We start from the raw sequence: 25,803 nt of genomic DNA, 5'->3' as shown, positions 1-25,803 counted from the left end.
CACTCTAGTCGCAGCAACCACAGTAGTCACACGAGCAACACGCGCTTTGCTCTAAAAAGATGGGTTAAAATACGTGGCGACCAATGCGGTTCACTGTAGCCGGATCCTCCGGGGTCAAGGTGACTTCGGCAACGCTATCGCGACCGTACAGCCACAGCAAGAGCTCCCCGGAGGCGCCCTTCACCCGCACCTCGTCGAAGGAAGAATCAGCTCCGGCGCGGGCGACGGTCGGCGTGGCGGCATCCGTGCGCTCCAGGACTACGTGGATAGTCGAGGAACGCAGGAAGAACTTAGCCATCACCTTCACCGCATTCCACAGGTCATCCCGGGCAGACTGCGGTAAATCACGCGGGGCGCCCTCCCCTCCCCCGCGGCGCACGTCCTCGTGGTGGATGAAGTTCTCGGCGAGGTTGGCATACTTGTCTGCCAGGCGCATCGGGTTCCACGCGGGCGGACCGCTGCGGTACATCTCAACCAGCTCACCGAATGGCTTAGATTCATAGTCGTGGCTGACGGAATCCAGGCGATTTGCCAGCCCCTTGAAGAAAAGCCCCGCTGCAGCGTCGGGGCGATACTCGCGGATAACGAGGTGCACAGCGAGGTCGCGGGTGGTCCACCCCTCGCAGAGTGTAGGTGCATCGGGGCCGGACTGCTGCAGCAGGTTAGCCAGCGCTTCGCGTTCGGACTGGGAGGTGCTCATGGTGCGATTGTCCATGGCACCCCAGCGTAGCGAAAAGCGGCTCGCTAGATGGACTCGCGGGAGTCCTCTTCGTCGAGTTCCTCGACGATCTCGGAGCTCATCGGAACCACGGTCGGCACGATCATCGGCTTGCGGTTCCACTTGTCGGAGATCAGCTTGCCCACCTTGCGGCGGATTACCTGCGCCATGCGGTACGGGTCGTTCTCCCCCTCACCGGCCAGGTCGATCATCACGTTGTCGACCTTCTCCTGGATTTCCTTGAGCATGTCGCGGGCATCGTCGGAGAAGCCCTTGGCCTGCACGCTCGGTGCCTCCAGTGGGCGACCAGTGCGGTTGTCGATCACGGTGGTGATGGAGATCAGGCCGCCTTCCGACATCGCGGTGCGGTCCTCCAGAACGCCACTGTCGATGTCACCCATGCGGGTGCCGTCGACGTAGAGGTTGCCGACGGTGATCTGGCCAACGACCTTCGCGTGACCCTTGTGTAGATCCACGACCACGCCGTTCTGCGCCAGCGGAATGTTGTTCGGGTTCACACCCGTGCTGATCGCCAGCTCCTTGTTGGCGCGCAGGTGGCGCCACTCGCCATGCACGGGCATGGCGTTGCGCGGGCGGACGGCGTTGTACAGGAACAAAAGCTCACCGGAGTAACCGTGGCCGGAAGTGTGCACCTTCGCATCGCGGCCGGTGATAACCGTCGCGCCGATCTGGGACAGCATGTTGATCACGCCGAACACAGCTTCCTCGTTACCTGGAACCAAGGAGGAAGACAGGATGATCAGGTCGCCATCACGGACGGTGATCTGGCGGTGCTCGCGGCGCGCCATGCGGGACAGAGCCGCCATCGGCTCGCCCTGGGTACCGGTGGTAATCAGAACGACCTTGTGCGGAGCCATCTTCGAGGCCTCGTCCATGGAGACGATGGTACCGCGTGGCACGTTCAGGTAGCCCATGCGCTCTGCGATCTCCATGTTGCGGATCATGGAGCGTCCGTTGAAGGCCACCTTGCGGTTGGCAGCCACCGCAGCGTCCACAGCGGACTGCACGCGGGAGACGTTCGAGGCAAAGGAGGCGATGATCACGCGCTGCTTTGCGTCGCGCACCAGGCGCTTCAGCGTCGGGGCGATGTCAGCCTCCGAGCCTGATATACCCGGGGTGGTCGCGTTGGTGGAATCACACAGGAACAGATCCACGCCCTCGTCGCCAAAGCGGGACAGCGCCGGCAGATCGGTCGGGCGACCGTCCAGCGGGGTCTGGTCCATCTTGATGTCGCCGGTGTGAACCAGCAGACCAGCGCCGGTCTTTAGGGCAATACCCAGGCAGTCCGGGATGGAATGGTTCACGGCGAAGAAGCGCAGGTCGAATGGGCCGCGGCTCTCGTGGGAGTTCTCATCCACCTCGATCAGCTTCGGACGCTGGCGGTGCTCCTGCGTCTTAGCCGCGATCAGGGCGCAGGTAAAGCGGGAGGCGATGATCGGAATGTCCGCGCGCTGCTTTAGTAGCCACGGGATTGCGCCGATGTGGTCCTCGTGGCCGTGGGTGATAACCAGAGCCTCGACGCGGTCCCACTTGTCCTCCAGGTAGCTGAAGTCCGGCAGGATAAGGTCCACGCCCGGCTCACCGGAGCTCGGGAAGAGCACACCACAGTCGATAATCAGCAGGCGACCGTCGTACTCGAAAACGGTCATGTTGCGGCCGATCTCGGAAATGCCACCCAGAGCGACGATGCGCAGGCTGCCCTTAGGCTGCTTTGGTGGCTTCGGCAGACGCTGTGTCAGGTCCGCACCCTGCATTGCCTTCAGCGCACCCTTGCGGCGGTCGCCACCGCGGTTGTTGCGCCCCCGGCCGTTGTTGTTGCCGTTGTTGTTGCCATTGTTGCCGTTGCCACCGCGACCCCGGCCGCGGGAACGGCGGTTACGGTTGCGGTTGCCGCCACCGTTGTTCTTAGCGTTGTTGTTGCCGCCGTCGTTCTTGCCGTTGCCGTTGTCGTTGCCAGCATCGGCGCTGTTGTTAGCGCCGTCGTTATTAGCGACGCCACCGTCGTTGAAAACCGTCGCAGCCTCAGTGTTAGAGACAGCGGTGTTGTCCGATTGTGCTTCCGCTTCAGCGCTCGGCGGAGCTGCCTTCCGAGTTACCTTGCGGCCTCGGGAACGTTGTTCAGTCATATTTTCCCTATACCCCTGCTGCCTGCAGGTCTTGAGCCAGCTGATCCATCTCAGCGGCTGTCGGTTCGATAATGGGTAGACGGGGCGCACCCACGTCCTTCCCCTTTAGCTTCAAAGCTGCCTTTGCGAAAGTCACGCCTCCGAGCCGTGCCTGTGCCTTCTGCAGAGGCTGCAGTCGCACAGCGATGCTGCGGGCCGTGGCGAGGTCCCCGGCGTCAAAAGCATCCCTCAGTTCCTTCAGCTGTCGCGCCGCAACGTGGCCAATCACGGAGATAAAGCCCGTGGCACCAGCGGCCAACCACGGCAGGTTCAGCGGGTCATCGCCCGAGTACCATGCCAGGTCGGTGTTCTCGATCAGCTCCATGGCTGCGGCCAGGTCACCCTTGGCATCCTTCACGGCTGCGATCTGTGGATGCGCAGCCAGTCGGTGCAGGGTCTCCGGCTCTACCGGAACGACGGAACGGGAAGGGATGTCGTAGACGCAGACGGGAATATCCACGGCGTCCGCAACGGTCGTGAAGTGCTGATAGAGCCCCTCCTGGCTGGGACGGGAGTAGTAAGGAGTCACAACCAGCAGAGAGTCAGCACCAGCGTCCTGCGAAGCGCGGGACAGTTCGACAGTGGCAGCGGTATCATTCGATCCGCTTCCGGCGATGAGCTTTACGCGGTCGCCGAGCTCGGATCGTACTGCTCTGAGCAGGTCAAGCTTCTCGGTCGCACCCGTAGTGGGAGACTCTCCGGTGGTTCCGGCCAAGACCAAAGAATCGCAGCCCTCTTCCACGAAGTGACCCGCTAGAGTCACACCCGCATCCAAGTCGATGGAACCGTCCTTTTTAAAGGGGGTCACCATCGCAAGAGAGATAGTTCCGAAATGCGCGGATCCCCTTGTTGCTGCGTTACCTGTACTCATGACTTCCCAGACTACCTTCCTTCCCGAGAAACGCACGTATTTGGGTGCAATGTCCGATGCGTTGCGGTTTTAGTTTTAGGATTCACCCACATAGGGACTCGTCGCCATCTCCCCGCCATCGTGCAACTGCGTGATCGAAAAGTCCTCGAAGACGTTCGGCGCTACGGCCTGTAGCTTGCGCAGACAGGCCACTGCGATCCGGCGGATCTCCGGATCTGCATGCTCCGCTGCCCGCATGGCGATGAAGTGCCGCCAGCTGCGGAAGTTACCGCTCATGACGAAGCGGGTTTCGATGCAGTTCGGCAGGACTGCACGGGCGGCCTGGCGGGCCTGCTTGGTGCGCAGCACTGCATTAGGCTCTTCCGCGAAGTCCTCGCCCAAGCCGTCCAGGATCTCCCGGTAGGCGTCATAGGCAACGTCCGCAGCCTGGAGGAACAGTTTCTTCAGATTCTCGTTGTCCTCAATCGCTTCCGGAACCACGACCCGTGCTTCATCGGAAGGGACATAGCGCTGCGACAATTGGCTGAAGCTGAAGTGCCGGTGCCGCATGATCTCGTGGGAGCAGGAACGCGAAACGCCTCGCAGATACATGGAGGCGCTGGCGTGCTCCAGCAGCGTCGTGTGGCCGACATCCATGATGTGGCGCACATAGGCCGCGTTGGTCGCGGTGTGCGGATTGGGCTTGTCCCAGGTCTCGTAGCAGGCGCGACCTGCGAACTCGACCAGGGCGGCGCCGCCCGTGGCATCTGTCTGCCACTCCAGATCCTCCACCGATTGGAAGTCGGTGTGGCCGACCAGGTCGATCTGTAGGGGTGCAACGGTAGCCATGTGCTTAGGCCTTAGCACCGCCGTCCGTGCTGCCATCAAGGCCCAGGAACTTCTCCAGCCCAATGGTCAGGCCCGGGTTAGCGCCGATCTTTTCCACGCCGATCATGATGCCCGGCACAAAGGACTCTCGGTCGTAGGAATCCTGCTTCAGGGTCAGGGTCTGCCCCTTGGTGCCGAAGATGACCTGCTCGTGGGCAACCATTCCGGTCATGCGCACGGCATGCACCGGCACGCCCTGCACGTCAGCGCCGCGAGCCCCATCGAGGGACTGCGTGGTGGCGTCCGGCTGCTCGGCAAGACCGGCGGCCTTGCGAGCGCGCGCAATGCCCTCCGCGGTGTGCACCGCAGTTCCCGACGGTGCATCGACCTTGTTCGGGTGGTGCAGCTCCACTACCTCGGCGGACTCGAAGAAGGGCGCGGCGATCTCCGCGAACTTCATGGTCAGCACGGCGGAGATTGCGAAGTTTGGGGCGACCAGCACGCCGACCTCCGGGGAGGGCTGCAGCCAACCGCGGACGGTCTCGAAGCGTTCCTCAGTCCAGCCCGTGGTGCCCACGACCGCGTGGATGCCGTTCTTGATGCAGAATTCCAGGTTGCCCATGACGGCATCCGGCACGGTGAAGTCCACCACGACCTCTGCCTGGTTATCCACCAGCGCCTGCAAATCATCGCCGTGGTCGATGGCGGCGACCAGCTCGTGGTTCGAGTCTGCCTCAACGGCGGCAACCACTGCGCTGCCTACTCGGCCGCGAGCGCCCAAAACACCAATGCGAGTCATAAAGAAATCACTCTTTCCAGCTAGTTTGTGGCTAGTTTCTCGGCTAGTTCTGAACTAGTCCTCGTCCACCAGTACCAGGGAGATCTTGCCGCGGTTGTCGATGTCCGCGATCTCCACCTCGAGCTTGTCACCGACAGAGACCTCGTCCTCCACGCGCTCGATGCGACGATCCCCACCCAGGTTGGAAATGTGGATCAGGCCATCCTTTCCTGGCAGCAGGGAAACGAAGGCACCGAATGCGGTGGTCTTCACGATGGTTCCCAGGAAACGGTCGCCCACCTTCGGCTGCTGCGGGTTCGCGATAGCGTTGATCTTCTCTTCCGCCTCGCGGGCAGCCTCTCCCCCGATCGCGGAGATGAACACCGTGCCATCGTCCTCGATGGTGATGTTCGCACCGGTCTCCTCGGTGATCTGGTTGATGGTCTTGCCCTTCGGGCCGATAACCTCACCGATCTTGTTTTGCGGGATGTTGATGCTGGTGATGTGCGGAGCCAGATCGCTCATATCATCCGGAGAGTCAATGGCCTCCCCCATCAGCTGCAGGATCTCCAGGCGTGCGGTACGGGCCTGCTGCAAAGCCTCGGCCAGCACGTCAGACGGAATGCCATCCAGCTTGGTATCCAGCTGCAATGCGGTGACGAAGTCGGCGGTGCCGGCCACCTTGAAGTCCATGTCGCCGAAGGCATCCTCCGCGCCCAGAATGTCCGTCAGGGTGACGTACTTGTCCTTGCCGGACTTGCCGACCTTGCCGGTAACCAGACCCATGGCGATACCCGCCACCGGTGCCTTCAGCGGCACGCCAGCGTTGTACAAGCTCAAGGTCGAGGCGCACACGGAGCCCATGGAGGTCGAGCCGTTGGAGCCCAAAGCCTCAGAGACCTGACGAATCGTGTACGGGAAGTCGTCACGGCTGGGAATGACAGGCGTCAATGCGCGCTCCGCGAGCGCACCGTGGCCGATCTCGCGGCGCTTCGGGGAGCCCACGCGGCCGGTCTCACCCGTGGAGTACGGCGGGAAGTTGTAGTGGTGGATGTAGCGCTTCGTGGTCTCCGGACCCAGAGAATCAATCTGCTGCTCCATCTTCAGCATGTCCAGCGTGGTGACGCCCAGAATCTGGGTTTCGCCACGCTCGAACAGAGCAGAACCGTGGGCGCGCGGGATCAGCTGCACGACAATGCCCAGGTCGCGGATGGTGGTGCTGTCGCGGCCGTCGATGCGGAAGCCATCCTCCAGGATGCGGCGACGCACCACCGTCTTGGTGATCTCGTTGTGCGCCGCGCGGATCTCGGCCTCTCGCTCCGGGAACTCCGGCAGCAGTTGGTCGACGTTGGCCTGCATGTTCGCCGCCAGCGCCTCATCGCGCTCCTGCTTGTCGGCGATAGTCATGATGTCCTCCAGCGCGTCGAGCGCCTCCGCCTCTACCGAGGCGAAAACGTCCTCGCCATAGGGCGGGAACAGCTCGAATTCACGCGTTTCGGCGTCCACAGCCTTGGCCAGAGCGTCCTGCGCCTCACACAGAGTGGCGATGAACGGCTTGGCGGCCTCGATACCCTGCGCCACAACCTCCTCGGTCGGGGCGGGCGCACCCTGGGCGATGCGCTCCACAACAGAATCGGTAGCGCCGGCCTCCACCATCATGACGGCAACGTTCGGCGCCCCATTGTTAGAGCCCTTGCCGCGGCCACGTCCGCGCCCCCGGGCGGGCTTCACCGGCTCAGTCACGCGACCGGCCACGACCAGTTCGAAGATGGCCTTTTCTTCCTGTTCGCGCGTCGGGAAAGCAACCCACTGGCCCTCCGGGTGCTTGTCATCGACGACCAGCGCCATGCGCACGCCACCGACTGGACCGGACACCGGCAGGCCGGACAGCTGCGTAGAGGCGGAGGCGCCGTTGATAGCCAGCGCGTCGTAGCGATCATTCGGATCCATCGACAGGACCGTGACGATGACCTGCACCTCGTTGCGCAGGCCACGGACGAAGGTCGGGCGCAGCGGGCGGTCGATCAGGCGGGCGGCCAGGATCGCATCGGTGCCCGGGCGCCCCTCGCGGCGGAAAAAGCTTCCCGGGATGCGGCCGACGGAGTACATGCGCTCCTCCACGTCGACCGTCAGCGGGAAGAAGTCAATGCCCTCACGGGGCTGGCGGGAGGCGGCGGTGGTGGACAGCAGCATCGTGTCCTCGTCCAGGTAGGCCGTCACTGCGCCGTCAGCCTGGCGGGCCAGCAACCCGGTCTCGAAGCGGATGGTGCGGGTACCAAAGTCGCCGTTGTCGATGGTGGCCTCTGCCTCCCACACCCCTGCATCCGGGTCGACGAGCTCTGCCTGAATGTTCTGCTTCTTCGTACTCATGATGAAGTTTCGCAATCGCCTTTCTGCGTTACCTTGCGTAGCACGCCACGGCACTCACTGTTGTTCGTCTGGTCTTCGGTGCCGACGCCGCCGTGGTGGCCTGTTAAATATTCAATTAGCTTTTTAGGTTTTAACCGGCACCAACACTAGCACGAAAAGCACAAACGCCCGCCACCTCGTCGCAGTAGCGACGTCAAAAGGTGGCGGGCGGAAGTTTCCCGAGGGGATAGCGCTTAGCGGCGCAGACCCAGGCGCTCGATCAAGGAGCGGTAGCGGTCAACGTTGTTCTCTGCCAGGTACTTCAGCAGGCCCTTGCGGCGACCAACCAGCAGCAGCAGGCCACGGCGGGAGTGGTGGTCGTGCTTGTGGTACTTCAGGTGCTCGGTCAGCTGACGGATGCGAACGGTCAGCAGGGCGATCTGAGCCTCCGGGGAGCCGGTGTCGGTCTCGTGCAGGCCGAACTCCTTCAGAGTTTCGGTCTTCTTTTCCTTGGACAGTGCCATGGATTTTTCTCCTTGATAGTTATTTCAGTCTGCGCGAAAGGTTTTAACCAGCGACTACCGCAGACCACAGTCGCTCGACCTGGGGAGTTTAGCACGCACTCCCTGCAGATCCCAAAACTGGAATCCCAAACGCTATCCCAGCGCCTTGCGGGTCTCGGTGACGTCCCTACTGATGGCCTCGATTAGCTCGTCCAGGGAGCTATAGGTCTCCATCCCCCGCAGACGGTGGATGAACTCCACGGCGATATCCAGCCCGTATAGGTCGGCATCGTGGTCCAAGATGAAGCTCTCCACGCTGCGCGGCTCGTGGCCGAAGGTGGGGTTGGTGCCCACGGAGATTGCCGCGGGCAGCCGCTCGCCCACCGGCATGGTTCCCACCTGTGCCCCCGCAGCAATTCCGTGCCCCGGCAGCACCGTCACATATCCCGCGTACACGCCATCCGCGGGCAGCGCGTACTTCTCTGCGAAGTAAAGGTTTGCCGTGGGGAATCCCAGCGCGCGACCGCCGCGCCCCGCGCCGTGCGTGACTTCCCCGGATACGCAGAAGCTGCGGCCCAGGGCCGCGTTCGCCCCGTCCACATCGCCTGTCGCCAACGCCTGGCGGATCCAGGTCGAGCACACCACATGGTCGCCATCTTCCAGCAGCCCCAGCACGTCGACACGCATGCCGCGGGCCTCGCCCAGCTCCTGCAACGTCTGGGAGGTACCGGCGGCCTTGTGCCCGAAGGTGAAGTTATCCCCCACCACCACTGCCTTGGCGTTGAGCATTTTCACCAGCACAGTGTCCACGTACTCTTGGGGCGACCAGCTGGCGATCTCCTTGGTGAAGGACACGACGACCACGTGGTCGATGCCGTACTCGTGCGCTAGCTCCGCACGCCGCCGCACGGTAGACAGCAGTGGCGGCACGGCATCCGGGCGGAATACCACCGTCGGGTGCGGGTCGAAGGTGAACATCACGCTGGGCACTCCCCGCTCGCGCGCGAGCTCGACCGCTCGCTTCAGCAGTTCTTGATGTCCGCGGTGCACACCGTCGAACACGCCGATGGTTACGACGGTCCCGCCGACGGCCAGGTGTTCGGGAATTCTGTCCAGTCCGTACCAGATACTCACACGTTGCATGCTAGCCGATAGTGTGTGGGTATGAATCAACGCACTGGCACTTCAATCCTGGATCGTTCCGGGGTGGTTCTGGTGGATAAGCCCTCCGGCCCCACCTCCCACGACATGGTCGCCAAGCTTCGCCGGATCATGGGCACGCGCCGGGTGGGCCATTCGGGCACCTTAGATCCCATGGCTACGGGGCTGCTCGTTGTGGGCGTCGAAAGAGGCACAAAATTTTTGGCCCACGTCGTCGCGCACGATAAACGTTACGAGGCAACTGTGCGCCTGGGCGCCGCGACCCACACCGATGACGCGGAGGGTGAGGTGCTGTCCACCGCCGCGCCCGCAGACCTCGAAGCGCTGACCGAAGAGCGCATCCACGCAGCCTTTGATGCCCAGCGCGGCGACATCATGCAGCGCCCCACGTCCGTGTCCTCCATCAAGATCGATGGCAAGCGCGCCCACGAACTCGTCCGCGAAGGCCAGGAGGTCGTGCTACCGGAGCGGCCCGTCACCATCTTCTCGCTGGAGGTGCTCGATGTTGTTTTTGGTGTGGACGCCACCTCTTGCATCGACGTTCGTATCTCAGTGCACTGTTCTAGTGGGACGTATATCCGGGCGATTGCCCGGGACGTCGGCGAAGCCCTGGGCGTGGGCGGCCACCTGACGCAGCTCCGGCGCACGTCGGTGGGCCCTTTCGACATCTCCGAGGCACGCACGCTGGAACAGCTCGAGAAGGCTCCGCAGCTGTCCCTCAACCTGGACGAAGCGATGGTGCGCTGTTTCGACGTGCGCGAGGTCAGCGAATCGGAGGGGGTCGACCTGTCCCTGGGCAAATGGCTACAGCCCGTCGGCCACAAGGGTGTGCACGCGGCGGTGACCCCGTCGGGCCGGGCGATCGCTCTGGTCGAAGAAAAGGGCAAGCGGGCCGCCAGCGTCTTCGTCGCGCGCCCCGCGGGAATGGACTAGTTGGCCGGAACGGCTGTGACGGTGATGACGTATCCGTTGCGGATGGTCCACCGCCCCTGAATGAAAGGCACCGGAACCGGACGCGCCAGCAGGTAGGAGGTGAAAGTGCCGTCGGCGCGGAGGTCGATGTCCGCTTGGTCGAAGTCCAGGAAGCGGTGGGTCAGCGGGAACCAGGCCTTGTAGGTGGCCTCCTTGGCGCTGAACAAGACGGTATCCAGCAGCTGCAGGTCCTCGGAGCGCATGGTGTTGCGGATCCGGCGCTGCTCTCCGGGACGCGCGATGGTGGAGAACACTCCTTCTGGCAACGGGCGGGCAACCTCCGCGTCTATGCCCACCGACTGCCAGCGGTGAGTCGGCGCCAGCAGGGCGGCCCGGAAGCCCTCCGTGTGCGTCAGGGATCCCGCGATGCCGTCTGGGAACAGAGGCATTCCGCGCGGGCCGCGCAGAATCGGAGGCTGGACGTCCATGAAGCTTTTCAGCGCCTGGTGCGCACACCAGCGGGAATCGCCGAAGTCGGCCTTGCGCCGATCCACGGCGGTGCCGACCAGCGCCTGCTCCTCCACAGGCAGAGACTGGAAGTACTGCAAGTCCGGCTGCTTGGTCGGCGCGCTATGCAACTCTGCGCAGGCCGCACCGTGAGGCAGTAATCCGCGCGGGATCGTCGACTGAGCCGCGCCGAAGCTTTCCACTACTGCCGCGTCCTGCATGGCGGTTGTTGTTGCTGTGGTTGTTGCTGGGTACATCATGCTGTCACCTCCTCTGCGTGTTTTGTCTCTACTCGGTAACAACTGGGTAGGGCCACAAATTTTTTTCTAACCGGGGCGGAAGGCTCACCTTCCTCTCCCTTGGGTAACCGAGGGAGACCTCCGTATGCGTTACATTGCCGAGCGAGAATTCTACCGGAATATGCAAATGCCCATAAACCACTGCGTCTGCGCGGTAGCGCTGCGGCCACTGCTGAGTGTGCCGCGTGCCCGACCACAGGCCGATCTCCTGGTGCCGAACGTTCTGCATGGCCTCACGCACCAGCGGCCAGTGGTTGACCAGGATCGTCGGCCCGCGCACCGCCGATAGGCGGCGCACCGAGTAGCGCAGGCGATCGCGGCACCACATTGCTATGTCCTCATACGGGGCAATCGCCAGGTCATCCATCAGTACGATGCCTTTGTCGCGAGCGGCAGCCAGCGCGGCGGTGGGCGTCATTAAAGAATCACGCCACGAGTGGTCGTACAGGGTAAACAGCGGCACAATCGTGCGCCCCGCGAACGTCGGGTAGGGATCCTCCGGGGTGAGCACCCCGAGGCGCTGCGCGGCGGCGATGACGGCATCGTACTTCGCGCGACCGTGGACGGTATCGCTGGTACGGCTGAAGAGCTCATGGTTGCCGGGTGTGTAAATGACCTGTGCGAACCTACTTTGCAGCAGCCCAAGGGTGCGTTCGATAGAGTCCAGATCCTCGGCGATGTCCCCGGCGACGATCAGCCAGTCCCCCGCATTGGTAGGGCGGACGTGTTCGCGCACCAGATCCAGGTTGCCGGGGGCGCGCACATGCAAATCGCTGACGGCCCATAGCGTGCGAGGCATTCCACACTCCCCCTTTCACCAGATCAAGTCACAATTGTTAACAAGCTTAACACTAGTCAACAATAGTTACTGACCTAGTTCATCCATTCATCCCCGGCGAAGCGCTGCCAGACAAAGGCCAAACGGATCAAAATGAAGGCAAACAGGCCCCACCACACGCCGACCAAACCCCAGCCGAAGATCCAGGACAACCAGACCAAAGGTATGAACCCCGCCAACACGGAAGCGATCGTCGCGGTGCGCAAGAACGCGGCATCCGCGGCCCCGAGCAGCACCCCATCCAGGGCAAAGACCACGCCCCCGGCCAGCACCAGCAACACCAGCAGCCACCACGGGCCGCCGATCGTCGCCAGAACGTCGGCATCGGACGTGAAGATCCGCGGGATCGCGTGCGCACCCGCCGCCAGCGCACCGGCCAGCAACAGGCTGGCGCCGACCGAAAAGCGCAGCACGGACACGCCGACCTTGCGGGCCGTCGCATAGGACCCCGCGCCCAGCGCCGCACCCACCAACGCCTGAGCAGCGATGGCGACGGAATCCAGCACCAACGTCAGGAAGTTCCACAGCTGCAGCAGCACCTGATGGGCACCCAGCGGAGCCGGCCCCATGCGCCCGGCCACCGCCGCGGCGGAGATAAAGGCGACCTGAAAGCTGAGGCTGCGCAGGATCAGATCCCGCCCCATGACCAGCTGTGACTTAATCACGGTCCAGTTCGGCGCCAGGGACTTCCCGTCCCCCTCCGCCCGCCAGTACACAACCAGCGCCCCAAGGAAACACACGGCGGTGATGGACTCCCCCAACACATTCGCATACGCCGAACCGACAAGCCCGAAGTGTTTCACCGACAACGGCACGATCACCGCCATCGGAATCACCCCGGCAAGCGTGAACCACAGCGGCAGCTTTGTGTTCGACATGCCGCGCAACCAACCGTTCCCCGCCATGGTGCACAGCGCCGGGATGATCGACGCGCAGGTCACCCGCATCCACGTCGTCGCCTCGGAGACCACGGTGGCGTCACTAGAAAAGAACCCCATGATCGACGGCGCGAAGGCGAAAACAACCCCGGCCAGCAGCATTCCCACGGCCACGGCGACCCAGGTGGCCTGCACGCCCTCGTAGATCGCGGCGGAGCGGCGCCCGGCCCCATAGTGGCGGGCCGCACGGGCGGTCGTGCCATAGGAAAGGAACGTCAGCTGCGTAGTGACGGTGCTCAACACCGTCGCGCCGGCAGCCAGCGCCGCCAGATCTGTCGCGCCCAACCGTCCCACGACGGCCGTATCCAGCAGCAAATACAGCGGTGTGGCCGCCAGTACAACGAGAGCCGGCCAGGCCAGCCCCACAATTGTGCGGGCATCGGCCTGGCCGGTGTCAGAGTGCTTAGTCACTATGCCTTGTACGGGTCCTCGTCGCCTGCCGGACGTGCGCCGGCGGACTGCTCCTTCAGAGCCGCATCCTGGGCTTTCGCCCGGGCAAGCAGCTCCTCGAAGTGCGCGGAGGCCTCCGGCACCGTGTCTAGGCTAAAGCTCAGCGTCGGGGTGAAGCGCACGCTCAGCTGGTCGCCGACGATCTTGCGCAGCTGCCCCTTCGCCTTGGCCAGGGCGGCCTCAGCTGCGTCGGTGTCCGGCTCCGAGTCCACGGTCTTGCCGCGGACTGTGTAGAACACCGTTGCATCGTGCAGGTCGCCCGTCAGCCGCGTGTCCGTGATGGTCACGAACTCCAGGCGCGGATCTTTGATCTGCCGCTCGATGGCGGTAGCGACAATCTGCTGAATGCGCTTTGCCATGCGGGCAGCACGTGCGTGATCAACCATGAGCCTCTCCTATTTTTCTCTTGACGCCACCACGCCTTAGTCGCGCGGCACCTCAACCAGCTCGAAGACCTCGATGATGTCGTCAACCTGGATGTCCGGGTACGACAGCACCATACCGCACTCGTAGCCAGCGGTGACCTCGGTGACATCGTCCTTCTCGCGGCGCAGCGACTCGATGGTCGCCTTCTCCGCCACGACGTTTCCGTCGCGGATCAGGCGGATCTGAGCGTTGCGGCGCACCTTGCCGGTTTCCACCATGCAACCTGCGATGAGGCCCACAGAGGAAGCCTTGAAGATCTGGCGGATTTCCGCGGTACCGATCTCCTTCTCCTCGTAGATGGGCTTCAGCATGCCCTTCAGCGCAGCCTCGACCTCCTCGATCGCCTTGTAGATGATCGAGTAGTAGCGGATATCCACGCCCTCGGCGTTGGCAACCTCGGTTGCCTTGCCCTCGGCGCGGACGTTGAAGCCGATGATCACCGCGTCGGAGGCGGCGGCCAGGTTGACGTTAGTCTCCGTCACAGCACCGACACCACGGTCGATGATGTTCAGCTCGACCTCGTCGTCGACCTCGATCTTCAGCAGCGCGTCTTCCAGCGCCTCGACCGTACCGGCGTTGTCGCCCTTCAGGATCAGGTTCAGGGTGTTGGTTTCCTTCAACACCGCATCCAGATCCTCCAGGGAGACGCGCTTGCGGCTGCGTGCAGCCAGCGCGTTGCGGCGGCGAGCGTCACGACGATCCGCGATCTGGCGAGCCGTACGGTCCTCGTCGACAACCAACAGGTTATCTCCAGCACCGGACACGCTGGTCAGGCCCAGCACCTGGACCGGGCGGGACGGGCCAGCTTCCTGGACGTCGTTGCCGTGCTCGTCGATCATGCGGCGCACGCGACCGTAGGCGTCACCAACGACGATGGAATCACCGATGCGCAGGGTACCGCGCTGAACGATGATGGTGGCCACAGGTCCGCGACCACGGTCGAGGTGTGCTTCGATGGCCACACCCTGGGCGTCCATATCCGGGTTCGCGCGCAGATCCAGCGATGCATCGGCGGTCAGCAGGACGGACTCCAGCAACTGGTCGATGTTGGTGCCCTGCTTTGCAGAGATGTCCACGAACATCGTCTCGCCGCCGTACTCCTCCGGGATCAGGCCGTACTCGGTCAGCTGGCCACGGATCTTGTCCGGCTGTGCGCCTTCCTTATCGATCTTGTTCACCGCGACCACGACCGGGATGTCCGCAGCCTTGGCGTGGTTAATGGCCTCCACGGTCTGCGGCATCACGCCGTCGTCCGCAGCGACCACCAGGATCGCAATATCGGTGGACTTCGCACCACGGGCACGCATGGCGGTGAATGCCTCGTGACCAGGGGTATCCAAGAAGGTGACCAGTCGATCCTCGCCTTCCATGGTCACGGCGACCTGGTAAGCACCAATGTGCTGGGTAATACCGCCGGCCTCGCCGGAACCGACGTTGGCCTTACGGATCGTATCCAGCAGGCGGGTCTTACCGTGGTCGACGTGACCCATGACGGTAACCACCGGAGGACGCTGAGCCAGGTCTTCATCCTCGCCCTCGTCCTCACCGAACTGCAGGTCGAAAGACTCCAGCAGCTCGCGGTCCTCGTCCTCTGGGGAGACGACCTCGACCTTGTAGTCCATCTCTTCGCCCAGCAGCATCAGGGTCTCGTCAGACACGGACTGGGTAGCCGTGACCATCTCGCCCAGGTTGAACAGTGCCTGGACCAGTGCCGCTGCGTCCGCCTCGATCTTCTCGGCGAAGTCCATCAGGGATGCACCACGAGCCAGGCGAATCTTCGCGCCCTTGCCGTTAGGCAGCTTCACGCCGCCAACGACGCTCGGCGCCTGCATTGCCTCGTACTCGTTGCGCTTCTGACGCTTCGACTTGCGTCCCTTACGCGGTGCACCACCCGGACGACCGAATGCGCCGGCGGTGCCGCCGCGACGGCCGCCACGACCGCCGCGCGGGCCTCCCGGACCACCCGGGCCACCGGGGCCTCCCGGACCACCTGGTCCGCCGTGGCGACCACCACGACCGCGGCCACCACCGAAGTTGTCGGACTTCGACGGCATCTGCGCGGGGTTCGGGTGGCTCGGCATCATTGCCGGCGATGGACGACGGCCGCCGCCCTGCTTCGGGCTGGGCTTCTTGCCACCCGGACGAGCGCCCGGACGCGGCATGTCACCTGGAGCGGCCTGGCCACCACGCGGACGCGGAGCCGGACGCTCGGCAGGAGCGCCAGAGGAGAACGGGTTGTTAGCGACCCGCGGAGCACGACCGCCCGGCTTCGGGCCTGGCTTGCTACCCGGCTTGTTCCCCGGCTTCGGGCCCGGCTTTGCACCTGGCTTGGCTGCCGGCTTCGGAGCTGGCTTGGCTGCCGGCTTCGGGGCCTGCTTCGGCTTCGGAGCCTCGCCCGGCTTGACGGAGGAGGTCGGCTTCGTGCCAGCATTCGCGACCGGGTTGGTGTTCTTCACCGGCTTCGGACCAGGCTTCGGACCTGGCTTAGCTGCGGGCTTCGGACCCGGCTTTGCTGCAGGCTTCGGACCTGCCTGCGGGGTCGGCTGCGGGCTGGTCTTCGGGCCAGCGGCACTCTCGGCGGGGCTCTGCTCGCCCACCCCGTAGTGCTTCTTCATCTTCTTCACGACGGGCGGCTGCACCGTCGAGGAAGCGGTCTTAACGAACTCGCCCTGTTCCTTCAGCGTGGCGAGCAACTCCTTGCTCGTCACCCCGAGTTCCTTGGCCAACTCGTGTACGCGTAGCTTTCCGGCCACTACTCTCCTTCATGTCTTGCGGAGCCGTAGTGCGCTCTAGCATGCAGGCTTACCTGCAGCCGGGGCTACGTACGACTCCCGTACTTGTAGATACTCATCGCTGATGCTGCTTCATCGCGGTCTCATCAGGCTTCGTTGTTCTTCATGTCGACGTAAGTTCCTCGTCCTTTTTGTTGACGCCCACTTTCGCGGCCGTCACCTACTTCCACTGTCACTGGCAGTGTGACGATGTAGTCACGTACAGGGTCTGCATCCACGGTGGCGGATACCCTAAGCGCACGGCTGAAAGCCCTACGCTTCACGGCGATTTCCCATGCCTCCACGGTGGGAGTGATCCACGCGCCCCGCCCGGAAAGCTTCCTTTCCGGGTCCGGGACAACCTGAACCTTACCCTCGGTGCCTTCCGCAGCATGACGTGCAACGCAACGCAGCAGCTGATCTATTCCGATCACCTGCTTGGTAGCAATGCACGTCCGTTCGGGAAGGTGCTTACCCGTAGGACTTTCATGGGATACCACCTGTCCACTGTACCCCGCTCACGGTGGAAACAGTTAACTGGGCGTGTCCTCCGCAGCCGCGTCCGTCTCCGAGCGAATATCGATCTTCCAGCCGGTCAGACGTGCTGCCAGGCGGGCGTTTTGACCTTCGCGGCCGATGGCCAGGCTCAGCTGGTAGTCCGGGACAACGGCACGGGCAACCTGCATCTCCGGGTCGGTGACCTTGACGCTGACGATCTTGGAAGGCGACAAGGCGTTGCCAACGAACGTCGCCGGATCATCGGAGTAGTCGATAATGTCGATCTTCTCCCCGCCCAGCTCGCTCATGATGTTGCTCACGCGCTGGCCACGTGGACCAATACAGGCTCCCTTGGCGTTCAGCCCCTTCACCGTGGAGCGCACGGCGATCTTGGTACGGTGGCCGGCTTCGCGGGCGACGGAGACGATCTCCACCGAACCATCCGCAACCTCGGGCACCTCGAGCGCAAACAGTCCCTTCACCAGTTCCGGGTGGGTGCGGGACAGGTTGATCTGCACCATGCGGTTGGCGTTGTTGATCACGTCGGTCACGAACGCCTTCACCCGCATGCCGTGTTCCAGCTTCTCCCCCGGAATGTGCTCAGCCGGCAGGATCTGACCGTCCTGACCGTTAGCCTCGGTACCCAGGTGAACGATGGTCACGCCGCGCTCATTGGCGCGTGCATCCGCGGAGACCACACCGGAGACCACGCGGTAGCGCAGCTCTGCATACTCGTCATAGCGGTTCTGCACGCGCGCGGAGTTGATGCGGAAGCGGATTGCCTCACGCACCGCGAGTGCGCCGTCGCGTCCAAAATTTTTCGGAGTGTCGTCCAGGCGCCCGATGACGTTGCCATCTTCGTCCTTCTCGACCTGGTAGATGGTCACTTCGCCGCTGATGGGATCGATGTCCACATCGACCGGGCCGGTGAAACGACTGTTGGCGCGGTAGGCCTCCCGCAGACCCCGCTTAACCCCCTCCAGCAAGTCGTCAAAGGGTACCGACTCTTGCTTTTCGACTGCACGCAGTGCCGCCATGTCAATATTCACTTGTTTGCTCCTAGTCTTCTGCAGGGTCTTGCGCTTCCGGCACGTCATAAGCTTCGATCGCCAGTCCGACGAGCTCCGCTTCGGCGTTAGGCGCCGGAGAGAATTCCACTTCTACCACCGCTCCTGCGTGATCTGCGAATCGCACGCGCCGCACACGTGGAGACTTCTTGTGTGGTGTGATCAACACGACATCTTCGTCGCCCACCTGAGCAATGCGGTGCACACCATCGGCCAGTCGCACCTGCCGCCCAATGTTGCGCACCCAGTGGCGCCGCTCCGTCAGGGGGAAATCGACGCCCGGAGTGGATAGCTCCAAGGTGTATCCCGGTCCAAAGCTCATGTCCCCCTTCGCTTCGGCGTCATCCAAGTGGGCGGACACCTCGCGGCTGAGTTCTTCCAACCGATCCAGATCCGGCCTTTCCGCGCGCGGATCGGCGGTATCCACCGCAATCCTGATCGCGGACTTCGCTCCGGCCTTGGTGATCTTGATGTCTTCGATCACCAATCCGAATTCTTCAACCAGCCCGCGTAGCGAGTCTGCCAACTGTTCCTTGTGGGGAAATGCCATGACCATGCAGTCTAGCAGCAGGCGGCTTCTAGTAGACTTCTAACACTGATGAATACGACCAGTTCCAGCTTCCCTCTCCCGCTCCTCTCCCGTCGCCGTTTTCTCAGCGCCGGGGCGCTTGTAGGCGCCGGGCTTACCCTTGCCTCCTGCGACAAAGGGCTGGCATTCGGTGGTCAGCCAGCACCGACGGAGCAACTGGTGGAACTGGCGGCGGCGGTGAAAAACCAACAGCAAAAGATGGCCTCCGCCAAGCTCGAAAAGTGGCATGCATTCCTCGGCCAGCAGCACGACCTGTTGGCCAAGGAAGTTCGGCGTCAATGCGGCAGCGACAAGGACGGCAACCCGCCGCAACAATGCGGCGACGAGGCGGACGAGGCAACGTCGGGCTCAGAAGAAATTTTTTTGGACAAGCTCTACCCCGCTGCGCTCAGCAACGACGGCAAGGAGCTTTCCGCAGATCAACGGGAACAATTGGGGGCGCAGAACTCCCTCATCGCGGGTCTATGGGGCGCGTACAGCGCGGCCAAGAAATCCGATTACAGCCTTCCCGAGTTCTCCCGCGGCGTGGGGAATGCGGAGGACTTCCAGGCTCTACTGCCGCTGACCTATGGGGCGATCTACGCCTCGGGAGTGGCCCTGGCGAAGGTGCCTGCCGCGGACGGACAAACACGCTCGCAGATTCAAGATGTGGCCGACCAGCTGCGAGTTCTGCGTGATCAGTCCATCGACGTTCTGCGCAGTCATGGCGCCGATGTGCCCTCCCCGGAGTCCGGCTATAGCCAAGGCGACGCGGACGGGAAAACGGACGCTGCGGCGTACCTCTACCCCACGCTGACCCCCATCAGCGTTCAGCTGCGTCGCATTACCGAACACGCCAACGACGATCGCGCCGTCCAGTTCGCGGCGGGCTGGGTGCGGGCCAACTCTCACGCGGAGGCGACCCTAGAGCGCCTCCAGGGGAAGGATCCCCTGGACATGCACCTGCGCGGGCAGTCGAACTAGGAGTTCAGCACCCGCTTCGCCTCAGTGAGTGCGTTGGCGTAGTCAACCTCGTAGGTCTCCTTCGTCATCCGATTGCGCAGCTCCACCTTGCCGTCGGCAAAACCGCGGCCGACCACGATGACCAGCGGCATACCCAGCAGCTCGGAATCCTTGAACTTCACGCCCGGGGATACCTTCGGGCGGTCGTCGAAAAGAACCTCCAGACCGTCGTTGGACAGCGTCTCCACCAGCTCCACGGCAGCTTCACCCGCGGCGGCGTCCTTGTTGGCGATGACCACGTGCACGTCGAAAGGAGCCACGGAGGCCGGCCAGCGCAGCCCGGATTCGTCCAGCATCTGCTCGGCGATAACGCCCACCAGGCGCGATACGCCCACGCCGTAGGAGCCCATCGTCGGAATCGACAGGCGCCCAGCCTCGTCCAGGATCTTCACGTCGAAGGCCTCGGTGTACTTGCGGCCCAGCTGGAAGATGTGTCCGATCTCGATGCCGCGGGCCAGGGTCAGGGTGCCCTTGCCGTCCGGCGACGGATCGCCTTCCAACACCTCGGCGGCTTCGATCACGCCATCCGGGGTGAAGTCGCGTCCGGCGACCATACCCACGACGTGGCGGTTCTTCGCGTCCGCGCCAGTGATCCAGGAGGTTCCCTCGACCACGCGCGGGTCGGCCAGCACGCGCACGCCGTTGTCCGCCAGACCCTTCGGTCCGACGTAGCCCTTAACCAGGAACGGGTGCTTCTTGAAGTCCGCCTCGTCGGCCAGCTCCACCTGTGCGGGCTCCATGGCCGCCTCCAGGCGCTTCATGTCAACTTCGCGGTTGCCCGGCACCAGCACACCGGTCAGGGATTCGCCCCGGGGCTTGCCTTCCTTATCCAGGGTCGGATCGTTGACCTTCACCACGATGCACTTCAGCGTGTCCGCGGCCTCCACGGCACGGCCATCGACCGTGATGCCCTCACTGTTGGCCCACTCCACCAGCGCTTCGATGGTTTCGCTATCCGGGGTGTCGTATTCCTTGGCCTCCGGCTGGCCTTCGATCGGCTGCGTCGGCGGGACCTGCGTCACCACAGCCTCGACGTTCGCCGCGTAGTCGCTCTCGGTCGAACGCACGAATGTGTCCTCGCCGTTGGCCGCGACAGCCAGGAACTCCTCGGACGCGGAACCGCCCATAGCGCCGGAGGTCGCGGAGCAGATAGCGTACTCGATGCCCAGTCGGTCGAAGATGTTCTGGTAGGCCTTGCGGTGCAGCTGGTAGGACTCGTCCAGCCCCTCGTCGTTCATGTTGAAGGAGTAGGAATCCTTCATCACGAACTCGCGGCCACGCAGGATGCCGGCGCGCGGACGCTCCTCGTCGCGGTACTTCGTCTGGATCTGGTACAGGATGACCGGGAAGTCCTTGTAGGAGTTGTACTCAGACTTCACGACGGAGGCGAACATCTCCTCGTGCGTCGGTCCCAGCAGGTAGTCGGCGCCCTTCCGGTCCTTCAGCCTAAACAGTGCGTCGCCGTACTCCACCCAGCGTCCGGTAGTGTCGTAGGGCTCGCGAGGCAGCAGCGCTGGGAAGGATAGTTCCTGTGCGCCGATGGCGTTCATTTCCTCGCGGACGATCTTTTCAATGTTGCGCAGAACCCGCAGGCCTAGCGGCAACCACGAGTACACGCCGGGGGCCACGCGGCGGATGTATCCCGCGCGTACCAGCAGCTTGTGGCTGGGCACCTCTGCATCCGCGGGGTCGTCGCGAAGGGTGCGCAAGAAGAGTTGTGACATCCGAGTAATCATGAATCTTGACTTTACCTTTTCGCCTTGTGACTTGTGTCGTTCGGTAGGGGTTTTAGCTAGTCTGTGGGAATGCTGATCGTGCTTCCCCCATCCGAGACCAAGGCCCCCGGCGGTTCCCTGCCTGCCGGTGCGCCGCTGCACTTCCCGGAACTCGACCCCATCCGCGAGGACATCGCCCGCGACCTGGTGGCCTTGTGCACCGACGATCCGGATGCCGCCATGCAGGTCCTGGGCCTGTCCGAGAAGCTACGCAGCGAGGTCGAGGCCAACCAAGTCCTCCACACCGCCCCGACGTTGCCTGCCCTGCACCGTTACACGGGCGTGCTCTACGATGTGCTCGATGTGTCTTCTCTTTCGGACGCCACTACGCACCACCTAGCCATCGGTTCAGCACTGTTTGGCCTAGTCATGGGCGGGGACCCGATCCCCCATTACCGCCTGTCAGGCGGCACCAAGCTGACCCCCGGCACCACCATGAAGAAGCGCTGGGGCTCCGCGATCACCGAGGCACTCCAGCGGGCGGAGGCGGAGCACGGCTTGGTGGTCGACTTGCGATCCGGTGCTTATCAGCAGCTCGGCAAGCTCAAGACTGCCGTGACTGTGCGGGTGGAATCCGTGCGCCCGGACGGCAGTCGCAAGGTCGTCAGCCACTTCAACAAGCACTACAAGGGTCTGCTGGCCCGCGCGTTGGCGCAGAACCCCACCGGCACCACTGCCGCCGAGGTCGCGGACATCGCCCGCGCCGCCGGATTCACGGTGGAGCTAAACTCCGCCGAGCTCACCCTGGTCGTCTAGAGTCCCGCGACGTCCCCGATGACGTACACCACGGGCGAGGTCACCCCGTTGACCTCGAAGGTTTCCGCCAGCGTGCCCAGCGTGCACCGGAAGGAGCGCTGCTGCTCCGTGGTGCCCTCCTGAATGATCGCCGCCGGGGTGTCTGCGCTCAGCCCTCCGGCCTGCAGCTCCGCGGCGATGGCGGCGACGTTACGCACGCCCATGATCACGCATAGCGTGGCCCCCGATGCTGCTAAAGCCCGCCAATCCACCAGGCTGCGCGGGTCGTTGGGCTTCACGTGGCCGGAGACCACGGTGAACGCGTGCACCATTCCCCGCTGGGTGACTGGCACCCCAATGGCCGCGGGAACGCTCACCGCGCTGGTCACGCCCGGGATCACCTCGCAGGGCACGCCACTTGCAGCACACGCCTGCACTTCCTCAAACCCCCGCCCGAACACAAACGGATCCCCGCCCTTCAGCCGGACGACGTTCTTCCCCGCCCGGGCATGTTCGATCAGCAGCTCGTTGGTCCGCTCCTGGCTGACCTGCTTCGAGTAAGGCAGTTTGGCCACATCGATGACCTCCTTGGCCTCCACGTCGCACAGCTTGTGCAGCTCGCTCGTGGGCCCCAGGTGATCCGTCAGGATCACGTCGGCCGCCTGCAGCGCGCGCATGCCCCGCACCGTAATCAGATCCCATGCGCCCGGTCCGCCGCCGATCAGCACTACTTTGCCTGTCTCACTCATGGGTTCTCAGCCTACCCCTACAATGGTCAGCACCATGAATACCTTCGCCGAAGAATTCCCGGAACTCGCGCTCCCCGCCACCGGCGAGGTTTTCCCAAACCCGCAGGTGCTGGTCCTCAACGAACCCCTCGCCACCGAGCTGGGCCTCGACCCCCAATGGCTCCGCAGCCCCGCGGGCATAGACTTCCTCACCGGCCAGGGCGATTGTGTCGCGCTGGGCTACGCCGGCCACCAGTTCGGCCAGTTCAACCCGCGCATGGGCGACGGTCGCGCCCTCCTGCTGTCCGAGCACACGGATCCCCACGGCAAGAACTGGGACATCCACGCCAAAGGCACCGGTCGCACGCCCTTCTCCCGAGGCGGCGACGGGCACTACCCCCTCGACGCCGCCCTCAAGGAGTTCGCCTTCGCCGAGTCCCTCCACGCGCTCGGCGTCCCCACCGCCCGTTCCCTAGCCGTCCTCACCACGGGCGGCACCGTTCCCCGCAGGCGCCTCCACCCGGGCGCGATCGGAGTGCGCGTCGCCAGCTCCCACATCCGCATCGGCACCTTTCAATACGCCGCGCTTTTGGGCCCGTCCGTCACCGACCGCCTCACCCGTTACGCCCTGGCCCGCCACTTCCCCGCTGGCTCCTCGCCCCTCGATCTTTTTGACGCCACCGTCGTCCGCCAAGCCGAACTCGTCGCCAACTGGATGCGCTTCGGGTTTATCCACGGTGTGATGAACACCGACAACGTGGCGATTTCCGGCGAGACGATCGACTTCGGCCCGTGCGCGTTCATGGACTATTTCGCCACGGACACTGTTTATAGCTCCATCGACACCCGTGGCCGCTACGCCTACGCCCAGCAGCCCGCCGTGATGATGTGGAACCTTGCGCGCCTGGCTGAGGCGCTCGTGCCGCTGGTCGATGAGGGCGTCAAAAAATTTACAGAACGGCTACAGCGCTACCAGCCGCAGTACGGCGCGGCGTGGGACAAGGCGATGGCAGCAGCGTTGGGGGCGGAAGGTTGCGCGGAGCAGCTCTTGGGTTTGTTGGAGGTCGCGGCGCCCGATTACAACGCGCTGCTGGCGGGACTCACTCCGGGCGAGGTCCCGCCAGGCCTCGAAGGAATTCCTGGCGCCGCGGAGTGGACCGAGCGCTGGTCGGCGCTGGATCCGCAGCCCCGCAATCCGATCTATCTGCCGCGGAACCACGGCCTACAGGCGGCGCTTGTGGAGGCCGAACAGGGAGACATCGGCCGCTACCTGCTAACCCTTGAGGCGCTGCGCAATCCCTACGAGTGGGACGACAAATACGAAAAACTCGGCCTCCATGCGGCGGTGCCGCGCGCGGAGGCCGAGTTCACGACGTATTGCGGAACCTAGACCAGCTTCAGAGCCTTCTGGGAGCGATCCCACTGCTCGTTAAACAGGTTGGAGTCCTTGGACAGGCGGGTGCCGTAGGAAGGAATCATTTCCTTCAGCTTCGGAGCCCAGTCGGCGATGCGGTTGCCGAAGCAGCGCTCCAGAACCTCGAGCATTGCGGACGGTGCAATGGACGCACCCGGGGAAGCACCCATCAGTCCGGCAATGGTGCCGTCGTTGGAGTTGATCAGCGCGGTGCCGAACTCCAGGGAGCCGAACTTCGGGGCGCCGATCGGCTTGATGACCTGCACGCGCTGGCCAGCGGTGACAAGCTCCCAATCCTCGGCACGGGCTTCCGGCATGTACTCGCGCAGGGATTCCACGCGGGCTGCCTGGTCCTTCAGCACCTCCTCGATGAGGTACTTCGTCAGGCCCATCTCCTGCACACCAACACCCAGGTAGGACGGGATGTTGCCCAGGCGCAGGGACTTGACCAGGTCCAGGTAGCTGCCCTTCTTCAGGAACTTCGGGGTCCAACCGGCGTAGGGGCCGAACAGCAGACCCTTCTTGCCGTCGATCACGCGGGTATCCAGGTGCGGGACGGACATCGGCGGGGCGCCGACGGAAGCCTTGCCGTAGACCTTCGCCTGGTGCTGCTCCACCAGCTCCTGGTTGGTGCAGCGCAGCCACTGGCCGGAGACCGGGAAGCCACCGTAGCCCTTGATCTCCGGGATGCCGGACTTCTGCAGCAGCGGCAGAGCCATACCGCCTGCGCCGATGAAGACGAAGTTGGCAGTGATTACGGAGGTATCGCCCGTGTGCAGGTTCTTGGTGGTGATTTTCCACTTCGAGCCGTCGCGGTCGATGTTCTTGACCTCGTTGCCGTAGCGAACCTCAACGCCCTTCGCGGTCACGGCATCCAGGTACTGGCGGGTCAGGGCGCCGTAGTTGATGTCCGTTCCGTCGTCGAACCAGGAGATCGCGACCGGGTTGTTGAAGTCACGGCCGCGAGCCATCAGCGGCAGGAACTCGGCGAACTTCTCGTCAGAGTCGCTGTACTGCATGTTCGGGAACAGCGGGTGATCCTTCAGCGCCTCGTAGCGGGCCTTCAGGTAGTCGACCTGATCCATGCCCTGGGCAAAGGAGACGTGCGGCACCTTGTTGATGAACTCGGACGGGTCGCCCAGCACGTTCTGTTCCACCAGGTAGCTCCAGAACTGGCGGGAGACCTGGAACTTCTCGTTCACACCGACGGCCTTGGAAATGTCGATCTTTCCGTTGACCTCGGGGGTGTAGTTCAGCTCGCACAGTGCGGAGTGACCGGTGCCTGCGTTGTTCCACGGATCGGAGGATTCCGCACCCGGGGTGTCCAGACGCTCGATGATCACCTGGCTCCAGTCTGGCTGCAGCTCCTTGAGCATGACGGACAGGGTGCTGGAAATAACACCAGCGCCGACTAGTGCTACATCCACAGAATCTTTGTTTGCCACTATGTATTCATTCCTTCGGAGGAAAAGTCAGATCTT

The 25,803-nt window shown here is 63.6% G+C and carries 23 protein-coding genes; 4 read left to right on the top strand and 19 right to left on the bottom strand.

Going from position 1 to position 25,803, the window contains the following annotated elements; all coding sequences use genetic code 11:
• Window positions 1–64: 64 nt before the first annotated feature.
• The 8 genes from L8U58_RS02180 to L8U58_RS02145 form a co-directional block, all read right to left on the bottom strand.
• Window positions 65–700: a TIGR03085 family metal-binding protein gene (locus L8U58_RS02180; protein WP_269954596.1), complete on the bottom strand. Its 636-nt coding sequence runs from the start codon at window positions 698–700 to the stop codon at window positions 65–67.
• A gap of 44 nt (window positions 701–744) precedes the next feature.
• On the bottom strand, window positions 745–2,865 hold the full coding sequence (locus L8U58_RS02175) for a ribonuclease J (protein WP_034991656.1): 2,121 nt from the start codon (window positions 2,863–2,865) through the stop codon (window positions 745–747).
• Between the two features lie 7 nt (window positions 2,866–2,872).
• Entirely contained in the window at window positions 2,873–3,775 is a 903-nt protein-coding gene (gene dapA, locus L8U58_RS02170) for a 4-hydroxy-tetrahydrodipicolinate synthase (RefSeq protein ID WP_269954595.1), read from the bottom strand.
• Window positions 3,776–3,850: 75 nt separating this feature from the next.
• On the bottom strand, window positions 3,851–4,603 hold the full coding sequence (gene thyX / locus L8U58_RS02165; RefSeq protein WP_269954594.1) for an FAD-dependent thymidylate synthase: 753 nt from the start codon (window positions 4,601–4,603) through the stop codon (window positions 3,851–3,853).
• A 4-nt stretch (window positions 4,604–4,607) separates the two neighbouring features.
• Window positions 4,608–5,381 carry a 4-hydroxy-tetrahydrodipicolinate reductase gene (dapB, locus tag L8U58_RS02160; RefSeq protein ID WP_034972902.1) on the bottom strand — a complete coding sequence of 258 codons (774 nt, stop codon included), beginning with the start codon at window positions 5,379–5,381 and terminating at the stop codon, window positions 4,608–4,610.
• 54 nt (window positions 5,382–5,435) lie between these two features.
• Window positions 5,436–7,730 carry a polyribonucleotide nucleotidyltransferase gene (locus L8U58_RS02155; RefSeq protein ID WP_034976016.1) on the bottom strand — a complete coding sequence of 765 codons (2,295 nt, stop codon included), beginning with the start codon at window positions 7,728–7,730 and terminating at the stop codon, window positions 5,436–5,438.
• Between the two features lie 233 nt (window positions 7,731–7,963).
• Window positions 7,964–8,233: a 30S ribosomal protein S15 gene (rpsO, locus tag L8U58_RS02150; protein ID WP_034970619.1), complete on the bottom strand. Its 270-nt coding sequence runs from the start codon at window positions 8,231–8,233 to the stop codon at window positions 7,964–7,966.
• 132 nt (window positions 8,234–8,365) lie between these two features.
• Window positions 8,366–9,346, bottom strand: coding sequence for a bifunctional riboflavin kinase/FAD synthetase (locus L8U58_RS02145; RefSeq protein WP_269954593.1), 981 nt, complete (start codon window positions 9,344–9,346; stop codon window positions 8,366–8,368).
• Between the two features lie 30 nt (window positions 9,347–9,376).
• On the opposite strand from L8U58_RS02145, the gene truB reads away from it, so the two are divergent.
• A complete protein-coding gene (gene truB / locus L8U58_RS02140) occupies window positions 9,377–10,306 on the top strand; it encodes a tRNA pseudouridine(55) synthase TruB (protein WP_269954592.1) in 930 nt (309 codons plus the stop codon).
• On the opposite strand, the gene L8U58_RS02135 is transcribed toward truB, so the two are convergent.
• The 8 genes from L8U58_RS02135 to rimP form a co-directional block, all read right to left on the bottom strand.
• Entirely contained in the window at window positions 10,303–11,013 is a 711-nt protein-coding gene (locus L8U58_RS02135; protein WP_155269868.1) for a 4'-phosphopantetheinyl transferase family protein, read from the bottom strand. The two genes, truB and L8U58_RS02135, sit on opposite strands and share 4 nt — an antisense overlap.
• A gap of 67 nt (window positions 11,014–11,080) precedes the next feature.
• Window positions 11,081–11,890: a metallophosphoesterase family protein gene (locus L8U58_RS02130; protein ID WP_034982063.1), complete on the bottom strand. Its 810-nt coding sequence runs from the start codon at window positions 11,888–11,890 to the stop codon at window positions 11,081–11,083.
• 74 nt (window positions 11,891–11,964) lie between these two features.
• Window positions 11,965–13,281 carry an MATE family efflux transporter gene (locus L8U58_RS02125; protein WP_420839824.1) on the bottom strand — a complete coding sequence of 439 codons (1,317 nt, stop codon included), beginning with the start codon at window positions 13,279–13,281 and terminating at the stop codon, window positions 11,965–11,967.
• Complete coding sequence (gene rbfA / locus L8U58_RS02120) at window positions 13,278–13,703, bottom strand: 30S ribosome-binding factor RbfA (protein ID WP_034970610.1); 426 nt, start codon at window positions 13,701–13,703, stop codon at window positions 13,278–13,280. The genes L8U58_RS02125 and rbfA overlap by 4 nt, the downstream gene beginning before the upstream one ends.
• A gap of 36 nt (window positions 13,704–13,739) precedes the next feature.
• A complete protein-coding gene (gene infB, locus L8U58_RS02115; RefSeq protein WP_034970609.1) occupies window positions 13,740–16,496 on the bottom strand; it encodes a translation initiation factor IF-2 in 2,757 nt (918 codons plus the stop codon).
• A gap of 125 nt (window positions 16,497–16,621) precedes the next feature.
• The gene (locus L8U58_RS02110; RefSeq protein ID WP_080716034.1) at window positions 16,622–17,014 is read right to left on the bottom strand and encodes a DUF448 domain-containing protein; all 393 of its coding nucleotides are present in this window, start codon (window positions 17,012–17,014) and stop codon (window positions 16,622–16,624) included.
• A 33-nt stretch (window positions 17,015–17,047) separates the two neighbouring features.
• Entirely contained in the window at window positions 17,048–18,061 is a 1,014-nt protein-coding gene (nusA, locus tag L8U58_RS02105; protein WP_034972918.1) for a transcription termination factor NusA, read from the bottom strand.
• A 10-nt stretch (window positions 18,062–18,071) separates the two neighbouring features.
• Complete coding sequence (gene rimP, locus L8U58_RS02100; RefSeq protein WP_034972920.1) at window positions 18,072–18,635, bottom strand: ribosome maturation factor RimP; 564 nt, start codon at window positions 18,633–18,635, stop codon at window positions 18,072–18,074.
• 42 nt (window positions 18,636–18,677) lie between these two features.
• Between rimP and L8U58_RS02095 the strand changes: the two genes are divergently transcribed.
• Window positions 18,678–19,631, top strand: a complete 954-nt coding sequence (locus L8U58_RS02095; RefSeq protein WP_269954591.1) for a ferritin family protein — start codon at window positions 18,678–18,680, stop codon at window positions 19,629–19,631.
• Here L8U58_RS02095 and L8U58_RS02090 read toward each other — a convergent pair.
• Window positions 19,628–21,406 carry a proline--tRNA ligase gene (locus tag L8U58_RS02090; RefSeq protein WP_269954590.1) on the bottom strand — a complete coding sequence of 593 codons (1,779 nt, stop codon included), beginning with the start codon at window positions 21,404–21,406 and terminating at the stop codon, window positions 19,628–19,630. The genes L8U58_RS02095 and L8U58_RS02090 overlap by 4 nt on opposite strands.
• Before the next feature lie 69 nt (window positions 21,407–21,475).
• On the opposite strand from L8U58_RS02090, the gene yaaA reads away from it, so the two are divergent.
• The gene (gene yaaA, locus L8U58_RS02085; RefSeq protein WP_269954589.1) at window positions 21,476–22,201 is read left to right on the top strand and encodes a peroxide stress protein YaaA; all 726 of its coding nucleotides are present in this window, start codon (window positions 21,476–21,478) and stop codon (window positions 22,199–22,201) included.
• On the opposite strand, the gene cobA is transcribed toward yaaA, so the two are convergent.
• Complete coding sequence (gene cobA / locus L8U58_RS02080; RefSeq protein WP_051879472.1) at window positions 22,198–22,929, bottom strand: uroporphyrinogen-III C-methyltransferase; 732 nt, start codon at window positions 22,927–22,929, stop codon at window positions 22,198–22,200. The two genes, yaaA and cobA, sit on opposite strands and share 4 nt — an antisense overlap.
• Here cobA and L8U58_RS02075 point away from each other — a divergent pair.
• A complete protein-coding gene (locus tag L8U58_RS02075) occupies window positions 22,928–24,298 on the top strand; it encodes a protein adenylyltransferase SelO family protein (protein ID WP_420839821.1) in 1,371 nt (456 codons plus the stop codon). The two genes, cobA and L8U58_RS02075, sit on opposite strands and share 2 nt — an antisense overlap.
• On the opposite strand, the gene mqo is transcribed toward L8U58_RS02075, so the two are convergent.
• Entirely contained in the window at window positions 24,295–25,767 is a 1,473-nt protein-coding gene (mqo, locus tag L8U58_RS02070; protein ID WP_080716033.1) for a malate dehydrogenase (quinone), read from the bottom strand. The two genes, L8U58_RS02075 and mqo, sit on opposite strands and share 4 nt — an antisense overlap.
• Window positions 25,768–25,803 lie beyond the last annotated feature (36 nt).

Source organism: Corynebacterium macclintockiae (assembly GCF_027570165.1).
In the GTDB taxonomy this organism is placed as follows: Bacteria; Actinomycetota; Actinomycetes; order Mycobacteriales; family Mycobacteriaceae; genus Corynebacterium; species Corynebacterium macclintockiae.
The sequence above is the reverse complement of the archived record's forward strand: the minus strand, read 5'-3'. Positions and strand labels throughout refer to the sequence as shown.